The following is a 16,114-nucleotide window of genomic DNA, read 5'->3' on the forward strand; positions in this document are numbered from 1 at the left end:
CATGAATATTCTGTTTCTTGGAGATATTGTCGGCTCCGTTGGAAGAGAGTGTGTGCGGGAGCAGCTGCCGCGGCTGAAGGAGCAGTATGAAATCGATTTGGTCGTTGCCAATGCTGAAAATTCGGCACATGGTAAGGGCATTACCAGAAAGATTTATCATCAGCTGCTTGCCATGGGCATTGATGTATGCACCATGGGAAATCATACCTTCTCTAAAAATGATATTTATCAGTTTATTGAGGAGGCAGACCGCATGGTTCGCCCAGCCAATATGGAGCCGCTGGAATATGGGCAGCATACCGTTGTTGTAAAGGTCAACGGCATGCGCGTTGCCATCACCAATCTTTGCGGTGAGGTCTGGATGAATAACGTTGTGGATTCTCCGTTCTTCTGCATGGAGGATATCCTGAATGATATTGATGCGGATATTTATCTGGTTGATCTGCATGCGGAAACAACCAGCGAGAAGATTGCCTTTACCTATCAGTTTGCCGGACGTGTGCAGGCGGTTGTGGGCACCCACACGCATGTTCAGACGGCAGACGAGCGTCTGGTATACGGAACAGCGGCCATCACCGATCTGGGGATGTGCGGTGCCTATACCAGTGTGCTGGGGCGGGATGTACAGGAAATACTGACACGCTTTACAACGAATGAGAAAACGAAGTTTAAAATAGCGGATGGTCCGGGAATTCTGTGTGGTGCCGTGGTTCGTATTGATGAGACCGCAAGAAAGGCAATACACATAGAACGTATCCAGATTCGTCCCGAACAAGCAGAATGCTAAAGCCGTGTAATTCACGGCTTTTTCTTTACCTGCGGTGTGTGATTCAACTGTGAAGGATGTAGAAAAATTCACATCTTTTTCATAGTGAAAAGCTTGCACTGCGACGGGTATATGGTATAATAGAGGAGGTTGTAAAGGAGGAATAAACAATGGCAGTTAAAGTAGATGTAGATACTTGCATCGGTTGTGGTGCATGTGTAGGTGTTTGCCCGGTTGGTGCTCTGAGCATGAACGATGATGGTAAATCCGTATGTGATGAAGGAACTTGTATTGACTGTGGATCATGCGTAAGCGCTTGTCCAGTTTCTGCAATCTCTCAGTAAACCAAGCCAATCAGCTTGGTTTTTTTAAGTAAGTCCGCCATCATGGATGGCTTATATAGATAGGAGTTTGATTATGAAAAAACAACCGGGATGGGCACTTCCCAATCTGAAGGATGCCCAGGTAAGAACAACCAAGGAAGCCGTCATTGAGAAATCGCTGTTTCAGATACCGGAGCAGATTCGATTGCTGGGACAGGGAAAGAAATATTATCTGCGTACGTATGGCTGTCAGGCGAATGAACGGGACAGTGAAACACTGGCGGGCATTCTGGAGGAGATGAATTTCACTGCGGTGGAGCATCCCGAGGATGCGGATCTGATTCTGATGAATACATGCGCTATCCGAAAAAATGCGGAGGATAAGGTACTGGGGGAAATCGGCTCCCTGAAGCGCTTGAAACGCAAGAAGCCGGACCTGCTGTTTGGACTGTGCGGATGCATGGCACAGGAGGAGGATGTTGTTGCCAAGCTGCTGGAAACGTATCGTCATGTGAATCTGATTTTCGGCACCCATAACATTCACCGTCTTCCGGAGCTGCTGTATGATGTCATGGTGAATGGAAATCGCAGTGTTGAGGTGCTTTCCAAAGAGGGGGATGTTATAGAAAATCTGCCGGTTCGCCGCTTTGGCAAGCATAAGGCATGGGTAAACATCATGTACGGTTGCGATAAGTTCTGTACATACTGCATTGTGCCATATACCCGGGGGAAGGAACGCTCCCGTATGATGGAGGATATTCTGGAGGAGGTACGCATTCTGAAAGCAGAGGGCTTCAAGGAAATCACGCTGCTTGGCCAGAATGTCAATTCCTATGGAAAGGATTTGCATATGGAAGGCGGTTTCGCAGGACTGCTGGAGGAAACGGCAAAGATAGGAATCGAGCGCATCCGCTTCACGACGAGTCACCCGTGGGACTTTACGGATGAGATGATAGATGTGATTGCACGCTATGAAAACATCATGCCGTTTATTCATCTGCCGGTACAAAGCGGGGACAGCGATATCCTGAAAATCATGGGAAGACGCTATACCAGAGAACAGTATCTGACGTTATTCCACAAAATTAAGGAACGGATTCCACATTGTGCGATCTCTACCGATATCATCGTCGGCTTTCCAAATGAAACAGAGGAGCAGTTTCAAAACACGTTGTCTCTGGTGGACGAATGCCGGTTTGATAATGCCTTTACCTTTATCTATTCGCCGCGGGAGGGGACGCCTGCGGCATCCATGGCGGATAATGTTGAGCTAGCGGTTAAGCAGCGCCGTCTGCAGGAGCTGAATGAGCGCTGGAACCTGTATGCGCGTGAAAAGAACGAGGAATATCTGGGAAGTGTTGTCAAGGTACTGGTGGATGGTGCAAGCAAGAAGAATCCGGAAGTGTTCAGCGGTTACACGGAAACCAATAAGCTGGTGAATTTCAGGCGGACGACTGCACAGAGCGGGGATATCGTTTCAGTGAAAATTACGGCCTGCAAAACATTTTCGCTGGATGGAGAACAGATATAAAAGTGAGAAATCACTTTTTTTCTTGTCAAAATATGATAAAATAGGTCGTATGGGCGTAATTTTCTTATGAGAAGGGCATATTTTTGTTTTTTTTCATGGAACTAATGGTATAATAGGAATAGTTTATCATGGGGTTCAATATTCCTTATTGCATAGAAATACGATCATCATAATAACAATAAAAACGGAGGTATTTAGATTATGGATCAAGTACGCATTTTTGCGCTTGGCGGACTTGACGAAAACGGCAAGAACATGTACGTTGTCGAAGTCAATGAAGCCATATTTATTATTGAAGCCGGATTGAAGTATCCGGAATCGGATCAGCTGGGAGTGGAATTCATCATACCGGATTTCTCCTATCTGATTCAAAACAAGGACAGGATCAAAGGGATTTTTATCACGCATGCGCATGATGATGTCGTAGCGGCTCTGCCGTATCTGCTGAAGCAGATCAATGTTCCGGTGTATACTGGAAATCTGACGGCAAACATCATTCACGATATGCTGAAAAAGGAAGGCATTAAGAACGTTAAGATTCACCGTATGAAACGTGCAAGCAAGCAGACGATTGGCGGAGTGAAGGTGCGCACCTTCCCAATGACGCATGCCTTTCCCGATAATTTCGGACTGGCTATCGCAACGGATCAGGGCTATATCGTTTACACCGGTGAGTTCATTATCGATTACGATATGCTGCAGCAGGAGTATTTGTGTGATCTGAATGAGCTGAGCGATATCGGAAAACGCGGTGTGCTCTGTCTGCTTTCGGAATCACAATCCGCAGACCGCATCGGTCATACGGCACCAAAGCATCGTATCACCAATCTGATTGAGCCGATTTTTGAAGCGAGTCACAGCCGTATCCTCATTTCATCGTACTCACAAAGTCTGTTTCGCATTATTGAGATTATCGAGCTGGCGAAGAAATATAACCGAAAAATATTCTTCCACGATAAAGGGATGCGCGAGCTGCTCCATCAGCTGGAGCTGGTGAAATACTACCATGTTCCAAGAGAGATGGAAGTAAAAGAAAAGGACTTTAAAGACGATATGGAGGATGTTGTAGTTCTGATTACGGGAAATGGAAAGAATCTGTTCCGTACCATGTCCAACATCGCCAATCATGAGGATAAGTTTGTAAGCTTCCGCAAGACGGATACAATCATTGTCGCATCACCGATTGTCAGTGGTACCGAGCTGGATGCGAACAGCATGGAAAATGAAATTTACAAGGAAGGCGGCAGAATTTTTACGCTGGATTCCAAGACGGTGCTGTCCATGCATCCAAGCAGTGAGGATTTGAAGATGATGCTGTATCTGTTCCAGCCGAAATATTATATTCCGGTCAAGGGTGAATACCGTCACCTGTTTGTGAATGCCAATCTGGCAAGCAAGATGGGCTACTCCCCGGACCGTATCCTGATTCTGGAAAACGGACAGGTTGCCCAGTTTGAGGAGAAAATTTTAAAGAGTGTCGCAGAGCATCTGGAGCTGGAGGATACCCTGATTGACGGTAAAGAAAACTGGGATGTCACCGGTGTGGTGTTGAAGGATCGTGAGGTGCTGTCCACGGATGGTGTCATGATTATCGGTGTCGGTGTCAGTCATAAGACAAAGGAAGTTATCAACGGACCGGATGTGCAGACGCGTGGTCTGATCTACCTGAAGGATGCGGATTACATCATCAAGGAGGTCGGCAATATCATGGAGAAATGCATTGAAACGGCAGTCAAGGAAAAACGCTATGACAATCTGACCGTGCGCGGAGAGGCCCGTGAGAAAATAAGCAAGTATCTTTCAAAGGAAACCGGTAAACGGCCGATGGTGCTGCCGGTGATTCTGGAAATCAATATATAGGACGATAAAAGAAGGGGATAGGAGGCGCTTATGGCGAAATCGAAAACAAGAAAATCGCAGAAACAGAAGCAGATGGTAGAAAATGAAGTCCTTGTCTACATTTATTCTCTTGTCCTGATTACCTTGTCGATTATCGGAGGTTTGCAGATTGGCTTTATCGGAGAACTGACGACGAGCATTATCAAATATGTGTTTGGAAATCTGTATGGGGTAATCTATGGTGTGATCATCGTGCTCTGTGTCATGATGATGCTGAAGAAATCCGTACGGGATGTCCCGATGAAATATCTGATCGGCATCGGCGTACTGCTGTGTGCCTGGATCATAGCAGCCAGCATTCCACAGAATGAAACGCTGAAGGGGATGGATATCCTGTCGCGTTATCTGCAGGATTCCATGCTGATCTTTCGAGGGGAAATTGCAGCCAAGGGAGGCCTGATCGGTGCCTTCCTGGTTTCTTTATGTACGTTTCTTTTTGATTATAAGGGAACGTGGATCATTGTCATAGCCCTTCTGATACTGGCACTGATCCTGCTGCTGAGCGGCTCCGGCTTTGCAAGGCTGAAGGCGGGCGCAGCCTCTCTGGCAGCACCGTTTGTCTCCATGCGTAAGAACCATGCGGCAAAGGGGGATGCCCGAAGGGAACGCAAGCAGCAGGCGAAAAAGGTGAAGAAAGAGCAGGAGGCGGAGCCGAAGGAAGCCAAAAGCATGTTCGGCAAGATCAATATTGATGAGCGTGTGCGCCCCGGACAGGTGTCGTTTCTGGATGTGGATGATGATTTTGATATTCAAAGTGACGGAAGAAGCACTGCATTTCTGGCGGATAAGGAGCATGCGCTGGAAGAGGAATCGGATGTGCTGGATAAGCAGGCGTTTAAGGAAGCGGAAAACAAGCGAATCATTGAGGATACCATCGGCGGTGAGGATACCTTTGTGTCCAGCTTCCAGGAGGACTGGAGCAAGTACAAGCTGCCACGTTTAACCCTGTTAAAGGACGCCGGTAAAAAAAGCCGTTCAACAGCGAATGTGAGTGCGGCAAATGACGCCGGACGGCAGCTGATTGAAATTCTGGATCAGTTTGGTGTCAAGGCTACCCTTGTGGCTACCCATATCGGACCTGCGGTCACAAAATTCGAAGTTAAGCCGGATCTCGGTGTCCGGGTCAATAAAATCAGCAACCTTCAATACGATATCAAAATGGCACTTGCTGCCAAGGATATTCGCATTGAGGCACCAATTCCCGGAAAATCGGCAGTCGGTATCGAAATTCCGAATGTAGAAAAAACAAGCGTCAGCATGAAGGAGCTGATGAAAAATATTCCGGATAAGCTTGCACAGAGTAAGATGCTGTTTGCCCTTGGTAAGGATCTGATGGGAAACTGTGTCTATGGAGAATTGAACCGCATGCCGCATTTACTGATTGCCGGTGCGACAGGGAGTGGAAAGTCGGTCTGTGTCAATTCCATCATCACCTCGATTTTGATGCGCGCCAGACCGGATGAGGTCAAGCTGCTGCTGGTCGACCCGAAGAAGGTGGAGTTCACACCGTATAAGGAGATACCGCATCTGCTGGGACCGGTGATAACGGATGGGGATGAGGCAAACCGCGCATTGAAGGTCATTGTCACAATGATGGACAACCGCTATGAGCTGTTCTCTATGGCCGGTGTACGGAATATCGCCGGCTATAATGCCTACATAGAAGCACATCCGGAAGAGGGGCTGAGTCCGCTTCCATGGGTTGTCGTCATTATCGACGAGCTGGCGGACCTGATGCTGGTAGCTGCCAAAGAGGTAGAAGCAAGCATTCAGCGTATCACCCAGCTGGCTCGTGCTGCGGGCATTCATCTCATCGTTGCGACACAGCGCCCGAGTGTGGATGTTATCACCGGGATCATCAAGGCGAATATTCCATCCCGTATCGCATTTGCGGTCAGCAGTGCAGTGGATTCCCGTACCATACTGGATCAGATGGGGGCGGAAAAGCTTTTGGGATACGGAGATATGCTGTATGTCCCGGTTGGTGAAACTGTGGCAACCCGTGTGCAGGGTGTGTTTGTCAGCGATGATGAGGTCGCGGATATCTGTGAATTTGTATCCCGTCAGGGAAAACCGAAATTCGACGACGCCTTTGTACGGCTGGAGCTGCTGGATGGCGGTGTAGGGCCGACGAGCAGTGAGACCGGTGACCCATTATATGATGAGGTAAAGGAATTTATTATCTCGACACGCAAGGCAAGTACATCCTTGATTCAGCGTAAATTCAGTATCGGCTATGCACGGGCTGCACGTTTGATCGATACGCTGGAGGATAATGGCATCATCGGGCCTGCAAGAGGCAGTAAGCCGCGTGAGGTGTATGCGAAGAGCGAGCAGGCAGAAGAAGAATGAGGACGGTTACATAATGTAACCGTTTTTATTTTTGCTGAAATCCAGCAAAAATGCGATTATTCCATTTACAAACGTAAGGAAAAACGCTAAAATAAATATGTAATGAAGAAGCTTCATACAATAAGGAGGAAATGCAAAAATGAAAAAGTTTTTATGCGTTGCCGCATCGTTGCTGATGGCAGCATCTCTGACTGCCTGCGGAAGCAAGGATGAAGGGAAGAAGGATGATGGGAAAGCATCTGAATCCAAGGCCGATGTTGTCATGATTACCGATGTGGGTACCATTGATGACAAATCATTCAACCAGGGTACATGGGAAGGTGTCAAAGCCTATGGTGAAGAAACCGGTAAAAAAGTTGAGTACATCAAACCGACAGAGAAATCAGACAATGCCTACAAGGAAGCTATCGATCAGGCTGTTAACAAATACAAAGCGAAGGTTATCGTAACGCCGGGCTACCTGTTTGAACCATCAATCTATGAAAAGCAGGATACATATCCGGATGTTAAATTCATTCTGATTGACGGTTATCCAAATGACGGCGCTCAGGAAAACGCAAAATTCAAAACTGCAAAGAATACCGTAGGTATCAAGTATTCTGAAAACGAAGCCGGCTATATGGCTGGTTATGCCATCGTTAAGGAAGGCAAGACAAAGCTTGGCTTCATGGGCGGAATCGCTGTTCCTGCAGTTGTAAACTTCGGTTACGGCTTCGTACAGGGAGCACAGGACGCTGCCAAGGAAATGAATGTCGAAATCGAAATGAAATACAAATATACCGGAACCTTCAATCCAAGTGCTGAAATTCAGTCTGAGGCAGCATCCTGGTATAAGAACGGAACACAGGTGATCTTCTCCTGCGGTGGTGGTATCGGAAACTCCGTTATGGCTGCTGCTGAAGCAAACAAGGGTCTTGTAATCGGTGTCGATGTTGACCAGTCCAACGAAAGCAGTACAGTTATCACTTCTGCTTACAAGCAGCTGGCTGTTTCTGTAACGAAGGAACTGAAAGCAATCGATGATGGAACCTTCCCGGGTGGAGAAAATATCGTTCTTGGTGCAAAAGACGACTCTGTAGGTCTGCCGATGAAGACCAGCAAGTTTGAAAAATTCACACAGAAGGAATATGATGCACTGTATGCTAAAATCAAAGAAGGCAAAATCACCATCAAGACAAATGAAGACTTCAAGGATCCTACACAGATCAAGGCTTCCAAGGTAAAACTGGATTATATCAAATAACATAATCATACGCAGGACAAGGCTGTCTACAATCGTAGGCAGCTTTTCTGATTTTTTTTCATCTTCCTGTTTGCGAACAGGTAGAAAAAAAGGTATAATAAAATAGGACAAAAGCTTGTAAAGGGTATAGTGAAATAATCGTACGCATAGATGCGGTATCAGTACAGATACTATTTTCACAATGCTCAACAGGCATATGATTGGAGTGAAACCATGGAATACATCATTGAAATGTGTAATATCACAAAGGAGTTTCCGGGCATTATTGCCAATGATGACATTACACTGCAGCTGAAAAAAGGAGAAATCCATGCTTTGCTGGGAGAAAACGGTGCCGGCAAATCCACCCTCATGAGCGTTCTGTTCGGTATGTATCAGCCGGAAAAGGGATGTATCAAAATGAATGGGGAGGTTGTCAGTATCAATAATCCCAATGACGCCAACCGTCTTGGCATCGGAATGGTGCATCAGCATTTTAAGCTGGTTCATAATTTCACAGTGCTGGAAAACATCATTCTGGGTGCAGAGGATGTAAAGAACGGACTGCTGACGATGGTCGAAGCAAGAAAAAAGGTTGTCGATCTGAGTGAGAAGTATCATTTGAATGTCGATGTGGATGCCATCACCAGTGAGATTACCGTCGGTATGCAGCAGCGTGTGGAAATATTGAAAATGCTGTACCGTGACAACGAAATTCTGATTTTTGATGAGCCTACGGCGGTGCTGACACCGCAGGAAATCGATGAGCTGATGGGGATCATGAAGGATCTGACAACGGAAGGTAAATCGATTCTGTTTATCACACATAAGCTGAATGAAATCAAGGCGGTCGCCGATCGCTGCAGTGTCCTGCGCAAGGGGAAATATATCGGAACCATTGACGTAAAGGATACAAGCAAGGAAGAAATGTCGGAGATGATGGTTGGCCGAAAGGTCAATTTCAACGTGGAGAAGCAGCCCGCACAGCCGAAGGATGTCATGCTGGATGTCCGGAATCTGAGTGTTGCCAAGAAGGGCCATCAGGACGTTGTAAAAAATGTGAGCTTTCAGGTACATGAGGGGGAAATTGTCTGTATTGCCGGAATTGACGGTAACGGACAATCGGAGCTGGTCTATGCCTTAAGCGGTCTGATGGATGTCAAGGAAGGCAGCATCCGTCTTGGGGAAAAGGATATCACAAAGACTAGTATCCGTAAGCGTAATCTGGAGGGGCTCGGGCACATTCCGGAGGACCGTCACCGCTATGGTCTGGTTCTGGATTATCCACTTTCCTTCAATATGGTGCTGAAGTCGTATTTTACGAAGAAATTCAGCAAGCACGGCTTTTTGAAATTTGCGGATATTACAAGGTATTCGGATCAGCTGATTGAAAAATACGATGTCCGCAGCGGACAGGGCAGCAGAACAACGGCCAGAAGCATGAGCGGCGGTAACCAGCAGAAGGCGATTATCGCCAGAGAAATTGAGAATGATCCAAAGCTCCTGCTGGCTGTCCAGCCAACCCGCGGTTTGGATGTCGGTGCGATTGAATACATACATTCCCAGCTGGTCAAGGAGCGGGACGAGGGACGTGCAATCCTTCTGATATCCCTGGAGCTGGATGAGGTTATGAATCTTGCGGATCGTATCCTTGTCATGTACGAGGGTGAGATCGTTGCAGAGCTGGATCCGAAATCGACGACGATTCAGGAGCTTGGTTTATATATGGCAGGATCAAAGAGAGGGGCAGAATATGAAAAAGCTATTACAGAGTGATGCATTCAAAAACTTCGGCTCTTCCGCTATCGCGATCCTGATTGGATTACTGATCGGAGCTGTTGTTATCTTTATTTCCAATTCCAGTGAGGCACTGGATGGTCTTCGCACCCTGCTTGCCGGTCCGGTTGAGGACGGTATGCTAGGAATCGGACGGGTGCTGTATTATGCGGTACCGATCATCATGACCGGTTTATCTGTCGGATTTGCATTTAAAACGGGATTGTTTAATATCGGAACACCGGGACAGTTCATCATAGGTGCCTTTGCGGCTGTCTACGTCGGTGTGAAGTGGACCTTCCTGCCAGGTAGTATTCACTGGCTGGTTGCAATTCTCGCCGCCTTTGCAGCAGGTGGTCTGTGGGCAGTCATACCGGGAGTCATGAAGGCCTATTTGAATGTGAACGAGGTTATTTCCTCAATCATGATGAACTATATCGGCATGTATCTGGTCAATTATTCCGTCAGTCTGGTACTGTTTGACGCACTGCGCAATCAGTCCCTGCCGGTCGCTACCACAGCGGTCATACCAAAAATGGGCTTTGATAAGATTTTTACCGGTTCGCCGGCAAACGGCGGCTTTGTTATCGCCATACTGTTCGTTATCCTGATATATATTATATTGAATAAGACAAGCTTCGGCTATGAAATGAAGGCCTGCGGCTTCAATAAGGATGCCAGCAAATATGCCGGAATCAATGAAAAGCGCAATATCATTCTTTCCATGGTCATTGCCGGCGCGCTTGCGGGTGTCGGCGGCGGGCTGCTGTATCTGAGCGGCTCCGGGAAATTCATCGAGGTTGTGGATGTGCTTCCTGCCGAGGGCTTCAACGGTATTCCGGTGGCGCTGCTGGGTCTTTCCAACCCGATCGGAGTTCTGTTTGCAGGATTGTTTATTGCCTATCTGAATGTCGGTGGAAATGCCATGCAGCAGTTTGGCTTCATACCGCAGATCGTTGATATCATCATTTCCTGCATCATCTACTGCTCTGCGCTCTCCCTGATGATTAAGGTGTGGCTGTCGAAGCGCAGGAAAACAAAAGAGCTGGGTACAGCGAAAAAGGAAGGTGAGTAAGCTATGGATACTATATTCTTTCTGGTACAGCAGACATGGTTCTTTGCCATTCCGCTGCTGGTCGTAGCGCTGGGCGGTCTGTTCTCTGAGCGAAGCGGTGTCATCAATATCGCTCTGGAAGGTATCATGCTTATCGGCGCCCTGTGCGGTATCGGGTTCATCCATATCTTCAATCACGCCATGCCGCCGCAACTGCTGCTTCTGTGTGCGGTGCTGGTTGCCGGTGCGGCAGGTATCGTCTTCTCTTTGTTCCATGCCTTTGCGGCAATTCATATGAAAGCGGATCAGGTCATCAGCGGTACGGCACTGAATACCTTTGCACCTGCATTCTGTATCTTCATCGCACGAACCTTCCAGCAGACACAGCAGATTCAGTTTGAGAATGTGTTCCGTATTGAATCCGTTCCTGTACTGGGATCGATTCCGATCATCGGGGACCTGCTGTTCAAGAATACCTACATAACAACCTATATCGGTTTATTGTTTCTGGTGCTGGCATGGGTGATCATTTACAAGACCCGTTTCGGTCTGCGCCTGCGTGCCTGCGGAGAGCTTCCTCAGGCTGCGGATTCTGCAGGTATCAGCGTTTACAAAATGCGCTATGCAGGCACTCTGATTTCCGGCTTTCTGGCCGGTATCGGCGGACTGATCTTCGTTGTTCCTACAAGCAATGTGTTTAATGCGGATGTTGCAGGGTATGGGTTCCTTGCACTGGCAGTGCTGATTTTCGGGCAGTGGAAGCCATTCCGCATCTTCTTTGCAGCGCTGTTCTTCGGCTTCATGAAGACCGTGGCGGCTACCTCCAGCGGAATTCCGTTTCTGGCAGGACTTAACATTCCTCCATACATCTATAAGATGGTGCCCTATATCGCAACGCTGATCGTGCTTGCCTTCGTTTCGAAGAATTCGGCAGCGCCGGCTGCAGAGGGGGAACCGTTCGATAAGGGAAAACGCTAAAACTGATCAACCTGATCAGTTTTTTTTCGTTGACAGATGTGGTACAATTAGAACCATGATGCATATAGGCATGGTAATTAAATGAAATATGCGCATACTACTACTGGAGGTATGATTATGCAGATAACAAACGGAGTACAGCTCCATTTTATGAAAACCGAAAAATTCAAGGATATCGGTATCAGCATACGTTTCCGCAGTGAGCTGGAGCCCAAGCTGGCGGCATCCCGCTCACTGCTTGCACTGATGCTGTGTGATCGATGTAAAACGTATGATACAAAGAAAAAGATGAGCGATTATCTTGATTTGCTGTATGGGGCAACGCTCAATGCACAAACGGCCGGCTATGGCAGTGCGCAGATCGTGGAAATCCGCAGCAAAATTATCAATCCCTGCTATGTGCAGGGAAAACAGCAGCTTTTGGAATCACTCTTTTCCTTTCTGCAGGAGGTTTTGTTTCAGCCGCTGCTGCAGGAGCATGTTCTGGAGGAATCCCGCAGTATATTGAAGGCGAAAATTGAGCGGATGGAGGATGATCCTGCACAATATGCCATCACACAGGGACTGAAGATTGCCGGAGAAGGGGATTATCTGGGAATATCCGCACTTGGCGATGTAAAGACACTGATGCAGCTTACGCTGGATGATGTGAAGGCTGCATATCAGCGCATGCTGGAGAAGGATGTTATTGATATTTTGATTTGCGGCGCGTTTGATGATACGCAGATGGAGCAGCTCGTTAAAGCGCACCTACCCTTTGCGGCTCGTAAGCAGGAAATAAAAACCTTTTATAAGGTACAGAATCAGCTGCACGATGAAAGAAAAACCGAATACCGAAACATTACGCAGAGCAGCATTATGATGGTATGGTTTACAAATACAGCAATCAATGATCCGGATTATTATGCACTGCGTGTTGCAAATGCGATGTTTGGACAATACTCCACCTCGCTGCTGTTTCAGGAGGTGCGTGAGAAAAACAGTCTGTGCTATTCCATTTACTCCAATCTGATTTCCTATGATGCGGCGCTGGGAGTCACCACCGGCGTGGAGAAGGAGCACATCGATAAGACGATTTCATTGATACGCAAGCAGTTTCAGCGCATTTGTGAGGGCGATTTCGCTTCAGATCTGCTGGAGGTATCCAAACAGATGATTGTCAATTCATTAAAGGCCAGCAAGGACTCCATGAATTCCCTGATAGCACTGCAGTATCAAAATGTACTGCTGGACCGCCAGTGGGACACCGAGGATATCATTGAGCGGATTCAGGCTGTCAAGCGTGAGGATATTCTTCATGCGATGCAGGCATGTGAACTGAAGATGACTTTTGTTCTGACAAAGGAGGATGCGGATGAAAACAATCACGAATAAGCGCTATGGGGAAAGCTATGTGGAGGAAACTCTGGAAAATGGACTGCATGTTGTTCTCTGGCAGAAGCCGGATTATGAAAAATCGCTCTTCATGATGGCAACTCCGCTGGGTGCCATGGATATGAAGCAGGTGGATGAACAGGGGAAGGAATTGCATTTTCCTGCAGGAATTGCTCATTTTCTGGAGCATAAGATGTTTGAAATGGGGGACAGTGATGTCATGGAGCTGTTTTCCCGCATGGGTGCCAGCGTAAATGCCTTTACCTCCTATACAGAAACAGCATATTACTTTTCAACGACATCCGATGTAAAGGAACCGCTGAATCTGCTTCTGGATTTTGTACAGGAGCTGGATATCAGTGAGGAATCCGTGGAAAAGGAAAAGGGAATCATCATACAGGAACTGCATATGTATAAGGAAATGAGTGATTCCCGACTGCTCATGGAAACCTTTTCCTCCCTCTATCAGCAGCATCCGCTTCGTTATGATATCGGCGGCGATGATGAAAGTGTAAATAGTATCACACTGCAGCAGCTGCAGGACTGCTACGCGATGAATTATCATCCGGCGTCTATGATTCTGGTTGGTGTCAGCAAGGAGGATCCAAAAAAGCTGCTTGCACTGATTAAGGAAAATCAGAAGAAAAAGACATTTTCGCCGATATCCAGCGTCCGGCGTCTGGCTTATACGGAGCCTGAGCAGCCCGCAAGGGACAGCTTTTCCTTCACTATGGATGTCAGCGTGCCGAAGCTGTCGTATGCCTGCAAGCTGCAGGGAATGGAAGATGTATACGCCCGTACCAAGGCGGAGTGGTGTATCAAAATCATGCTGGATGCTGTGTTCAGTTCATTGAATCCGGATTTTCAGCAGTGGCTGGATGAAGGAATCATCAATGACTATGTCGGCAGTGAGGTCGATCTGGGAAAGGATTACGGCATGGTGATGTTCTATGCGGAAACGACGAAGAAGGAAGCGTTTCTTGCAGTTGTCAAAGAAGTGCTTGCCCGTATCAGCAGTGCCGATATTACACAGGAGCTGCTGGATCAGCTGAAAAACCGCTATTTCGGACAGTCTGTGCGCAGTTTGAACAGCTTTGATGATATTGCCATCACGTATGTTCGCAGTTATTTTGATCAGGCGGATTTCTTCCGACTGCTGGATGTGCTGTATGAAATTACACTGGAGGACATTCAACAGGTCTGTGCAGCCCTGCAGGACGCACCAGGCACACTGGTGGAGCTGCTGCCGGAAAACTGCTCGTAAAAATTACCTTATTTGTCAGAGAAAGCAGTGAATACGCTCTCACAGGAGCATTCACTGCTTTTTTTATGCGATAGCTTTTCGCAAGGAGCAAATAATGCGGTTTGCGCAAATATAGGGAAACAGCGATAATATAGGGGAGCTTGGGAGGGATGTTCATGCGGTGAGGAATAGCATTTTAGAAAAAAGAAAGGATGGTACACATATGAACGTGATAGCTTTTGTAGGTGAACTGACGGAACTGTCAGAAATCCGTACATCGGCAGCCGGGAATCGTTTTGCGACTATGATGATTCGTGTTCAGCGCCCCTTTGCGAACAGCGAGGGTGTTTATGAATATGACAATCTGAATATCATGCTCTGGAAGGGCATTGCGGAAACGGCGATGGCGGCAGCGCAGGTGGGAGATCATGTGTCTGTAAAGGGACGCATGCAGTCACATACCTTTGAAGGGCAGGACGGCAAGCTGCATCGCAGCTATGATCTGATTGCGGAGCACGTTTCCTTTATCAAAAAGGAACGCTGAAAAAAGCGAAGAGGGAACAGCTCCCTCTTCACTGCATTGGCTGTCATGGTAATATTATAAAAAAATCCGGATATCCGGATTTTTTAACATTATCTGTTGTAGAATTCTACTACCAGCAGTTCGTTGAACTCGGAATTCAGCTCACTGCGCTCTGGCAGACGAAGGTAGGTACCCTTCTTTGCATCTTTATCAACATCGATGAATGCTACGGTATTCAGTGTTGCTTCCAGTGCCTCGTTGATTGCCTTCATATCTCTGGATTTCTCCTTGATTTCCACAACCATACCTGGCTTTGCGATAAAGCTAGGGATATCAACTTTCTTACCGTTAACCAGAATGTGTCCGTGGTTAACCAGCTGACGAGCAGCACGGCGAGTGCGGGCAAAGCCCATACGGTAAACCAGGTTATCCAGACGGGATTCCAGCAGACCCAGGAAGTTGTCACCAGTTACACCCTTCATCTTGCTTGCTTTGATGAAAGTGTTGTAGAACTGACGCTCGTTCAATCCATACATGTAACGGATTTTCTGCTTTTCACGCAGCTGCTGTCCGTAGTTTGTTAATTTTACACGTTTCGTAGGTCCGTGCTGACCTGGTGCATACGCACGTTTCTGAAGCTCTTCTCCGGTTTCCAGAATAGAGAAACCAAGACGGCGGGATGTTTTCCAAACCGGTCCATTGATTCTTGACATGAAAATCCTCCTTATTGTTTTATGGCTATAAAACAATAACAGGTACAAATCATTTTTACATGGTGTTCATACTCACGGTATCTTCGCTCAGCAGTAAGTTACGCAATACCCCGCAGAAATCTGCGTCATGAACGCTATATGTAAAGCATTTGCATTCTGCTATCCATTTTACGCCACTTTACTATAACAGAACGAGGAATGGATGTCAAACAGATTTTATTTTTATGACTCAATGCTGAAGTGAAAAGTTAAATTCCACTTTCAAAGTAGCTAAGTAGAAAAGACTCTTACACAACAATCTAGTTGAATTTACACTTACAATTGCATTTAGTCTTTCATATATCCTTTTTTATATCTATG

At 47.0% G+C, this 16,114-nt stretch carries 13 protein-coding genes; 12 read left to right on the top strand and 1 reads right to left on the bottom strand.

Annotated elements, in window-relative coordinates; translation table 11 throughout:
• Position 1: 1 nt before the first annotated feature.
• The 12 genes from KSZ58_RS07450 (at position 2) to KSZ58_RS07505 (ending at position 15,062) form a co-directional block, all read left to right on the top strand.
• Positions 2 to 787 (top strand): TIGR00282 family metallophosphoesterase, encoded by a 786-nt coding sequence (locus tag KSZ58_RS07450; RefSeq protein WP_002608888.1) that lies wholly within the window; start codon positions 2 to 4, stop codon positions 785 to 787.
• Positions 788 to 936: 149 nt separating this feature from the next.
• The gene (locus tag KSZ58_RS07455; RefSeq protein ID WP_002608889.1) at positions 937 to 1,110 is read left to right on the top strand and encodes a 4Fe-4S binding protein; all 174 of its coding nucleotides are present in this window, start codon (positions 937 to 939) and stop codon (positions 1,108 to 1,110) included.
• Positions 1,111 to 1,183: 73 nt separating this feature from the next.
• The gene (gene miaB, locus KSZ58_RS07460; protein ID WP_008817353.1) at positions 1,184 to 2,620 is read left to right on the top strand and encodes a tRNA (N6-isopentenyl adenosine(37)-C2)-methylthiotransferase MiaB; all 1,437 of its coding nucleotides are present in this window, start codon (positions 1,184 to 1,186) and stop codon (positions 2,618 to 2,620) included.
• 201 nt (positions 2,621 to 2,821) lie between these two features.
• Complete coding sequence (locus KSZ58_RS07465) at positions 2,822 to 4,480, top strand: ribonuclease J (protein WP_008817352.1); 1,659 nt, start codon at positions 2,822 to 2,824, stop codon at positions 4,478 to 4,480.
• A 30-nt stretch (positions 4,481 to 4,510) separates the two neighbouring features.
• On the top strand, positions 4,511 to 6,871 hold the full coding sequence (locus tag KSZ58_RS07470; protein ID WP_008817351.1) for a DNA translocase FtsK: 2,361 nt from the start codon (positions 4,511 to 4,513) through the stop codon (positions 6,869 to 6,871).
• A 139-nt stretch (positions 6,872 to 7,010) separates the two neighbouring features.
• The gene (locus KSZ58_RS07475; protein ID WP_008817350.1) at positions 7,011 to 8,114 is read left to right on the top strand and encodes a BMP family ABC transporter substrate-binding protein; all 1,104 of its coding nucleotides are present in this window, start codon (positions 7,011 to 7,013) and stop codon (positions 8,112 to 8,114) included.
• Positions 8,115 to 8,327: 213 nt separating this feature from the next.
• Entirely contained in the window at positions 8,328 to 9,869 is a 1,542-nt protein-coding gene (locus KSZ58_RS07480; RefSeq protein WP_009269178.1) for an ABC transporter ATP-binding protein, read from the top strand.
• A complete protein-coding gene (locus tag KSZ58_RS07485; RefSeq protein WP_009269177.1) occupies positions 9,847 to 10,944 on the top strand; it encodes an ABC transporter permease in 1,098 nt (365 codons plus the stop codon). Before KSZ58_RS07480 ends, KSZ58_RS07485 begins: the two co-directional genes overlap by 23 nt.
• A 3-nt stretch (positions 10,945 to 10,947) precedes the next feature.
• Entirely contained in the window at positions 10,948 to 11,901 is a 954-nt protein-coding gene (locus KSZ58_RS07490) for an ABC transporter permease (protein WP_008817347.1), read from the top strand.
• A gap of 117 nt (positions 11,902 to 12,018) precedes the next feature.
• Positions 12,019 to 13,275, top strand: coding sequence for an EF-P 5-aminopentanol modification-associated protein YfmF (gene yfmF, locus KSZ58_RS07495; protein ID WP_008817346.1), 1,257 nt, complete (start codon positions 12,019 to 12,021; stop codon positions 13,273 to 13,275).
• The gene (gene yfmH / locus KSZ58_RS07500; protein WP_009269176.1) at positions 13,256 to 14,539 is read left to right on the top strand and encodes an EF-P 5-aminopentanol modification-associated protein YfmH; all 1,284 of its coding nucleotides are present in this window, start codon (positions 13,256 to 13,258) and stop codon (positions 14,537 to 14,539) included. The genes yfmF and yfmH overlap by 20 nt, the downstream gene beginning before the upstream one ends.
• 202 nt (positions 14,540 to 14,741) lie before the next feature.
• Positions 14,742 to 15,062 (top strand): single-stranded DNA-binding protein, encoded by a 321-nt coding sequence (locus tag KSZ58_RS07505; RefSeq protein ID WP_002608899.1) that lies wholly within the window; start codon positions 14,742 to 14,744, stop codon positions 15,060 to 15,062.
• 89 nt (positions 15,063 to 15,151) lie between these two features.
• Here KSZ58_RS07505 and rpsD read toward each other — a convergent pair whose 3' ends face one another.
• Positions 15,152 to 15,754: a 30S ribosomal protein S4 gene (gene rpsD, locus KSZ58_RS07510; RefSeq protein ID WP_002608900.1), complete on the bottom strand. Its 603-nt coding sequence runs from the start codon at positions 15,752 to 15,754 to the stop codon at positions 15,152 to 15,154.
• Between the last annotated feature and the right edge of the window lie 360 nt (positions 15,755 to 16,114).

This window comes from Erysipelatoclostridium sp. DFI.2.3 (assembly GCF_019132535.1).
Lineage (GTDB): Bacteria > Bacillota_I > Bacilli_A > Erysipelotrichales > Erysipelotrichaceae > Clostridium_AQ > Clostridium_AQ innocuum.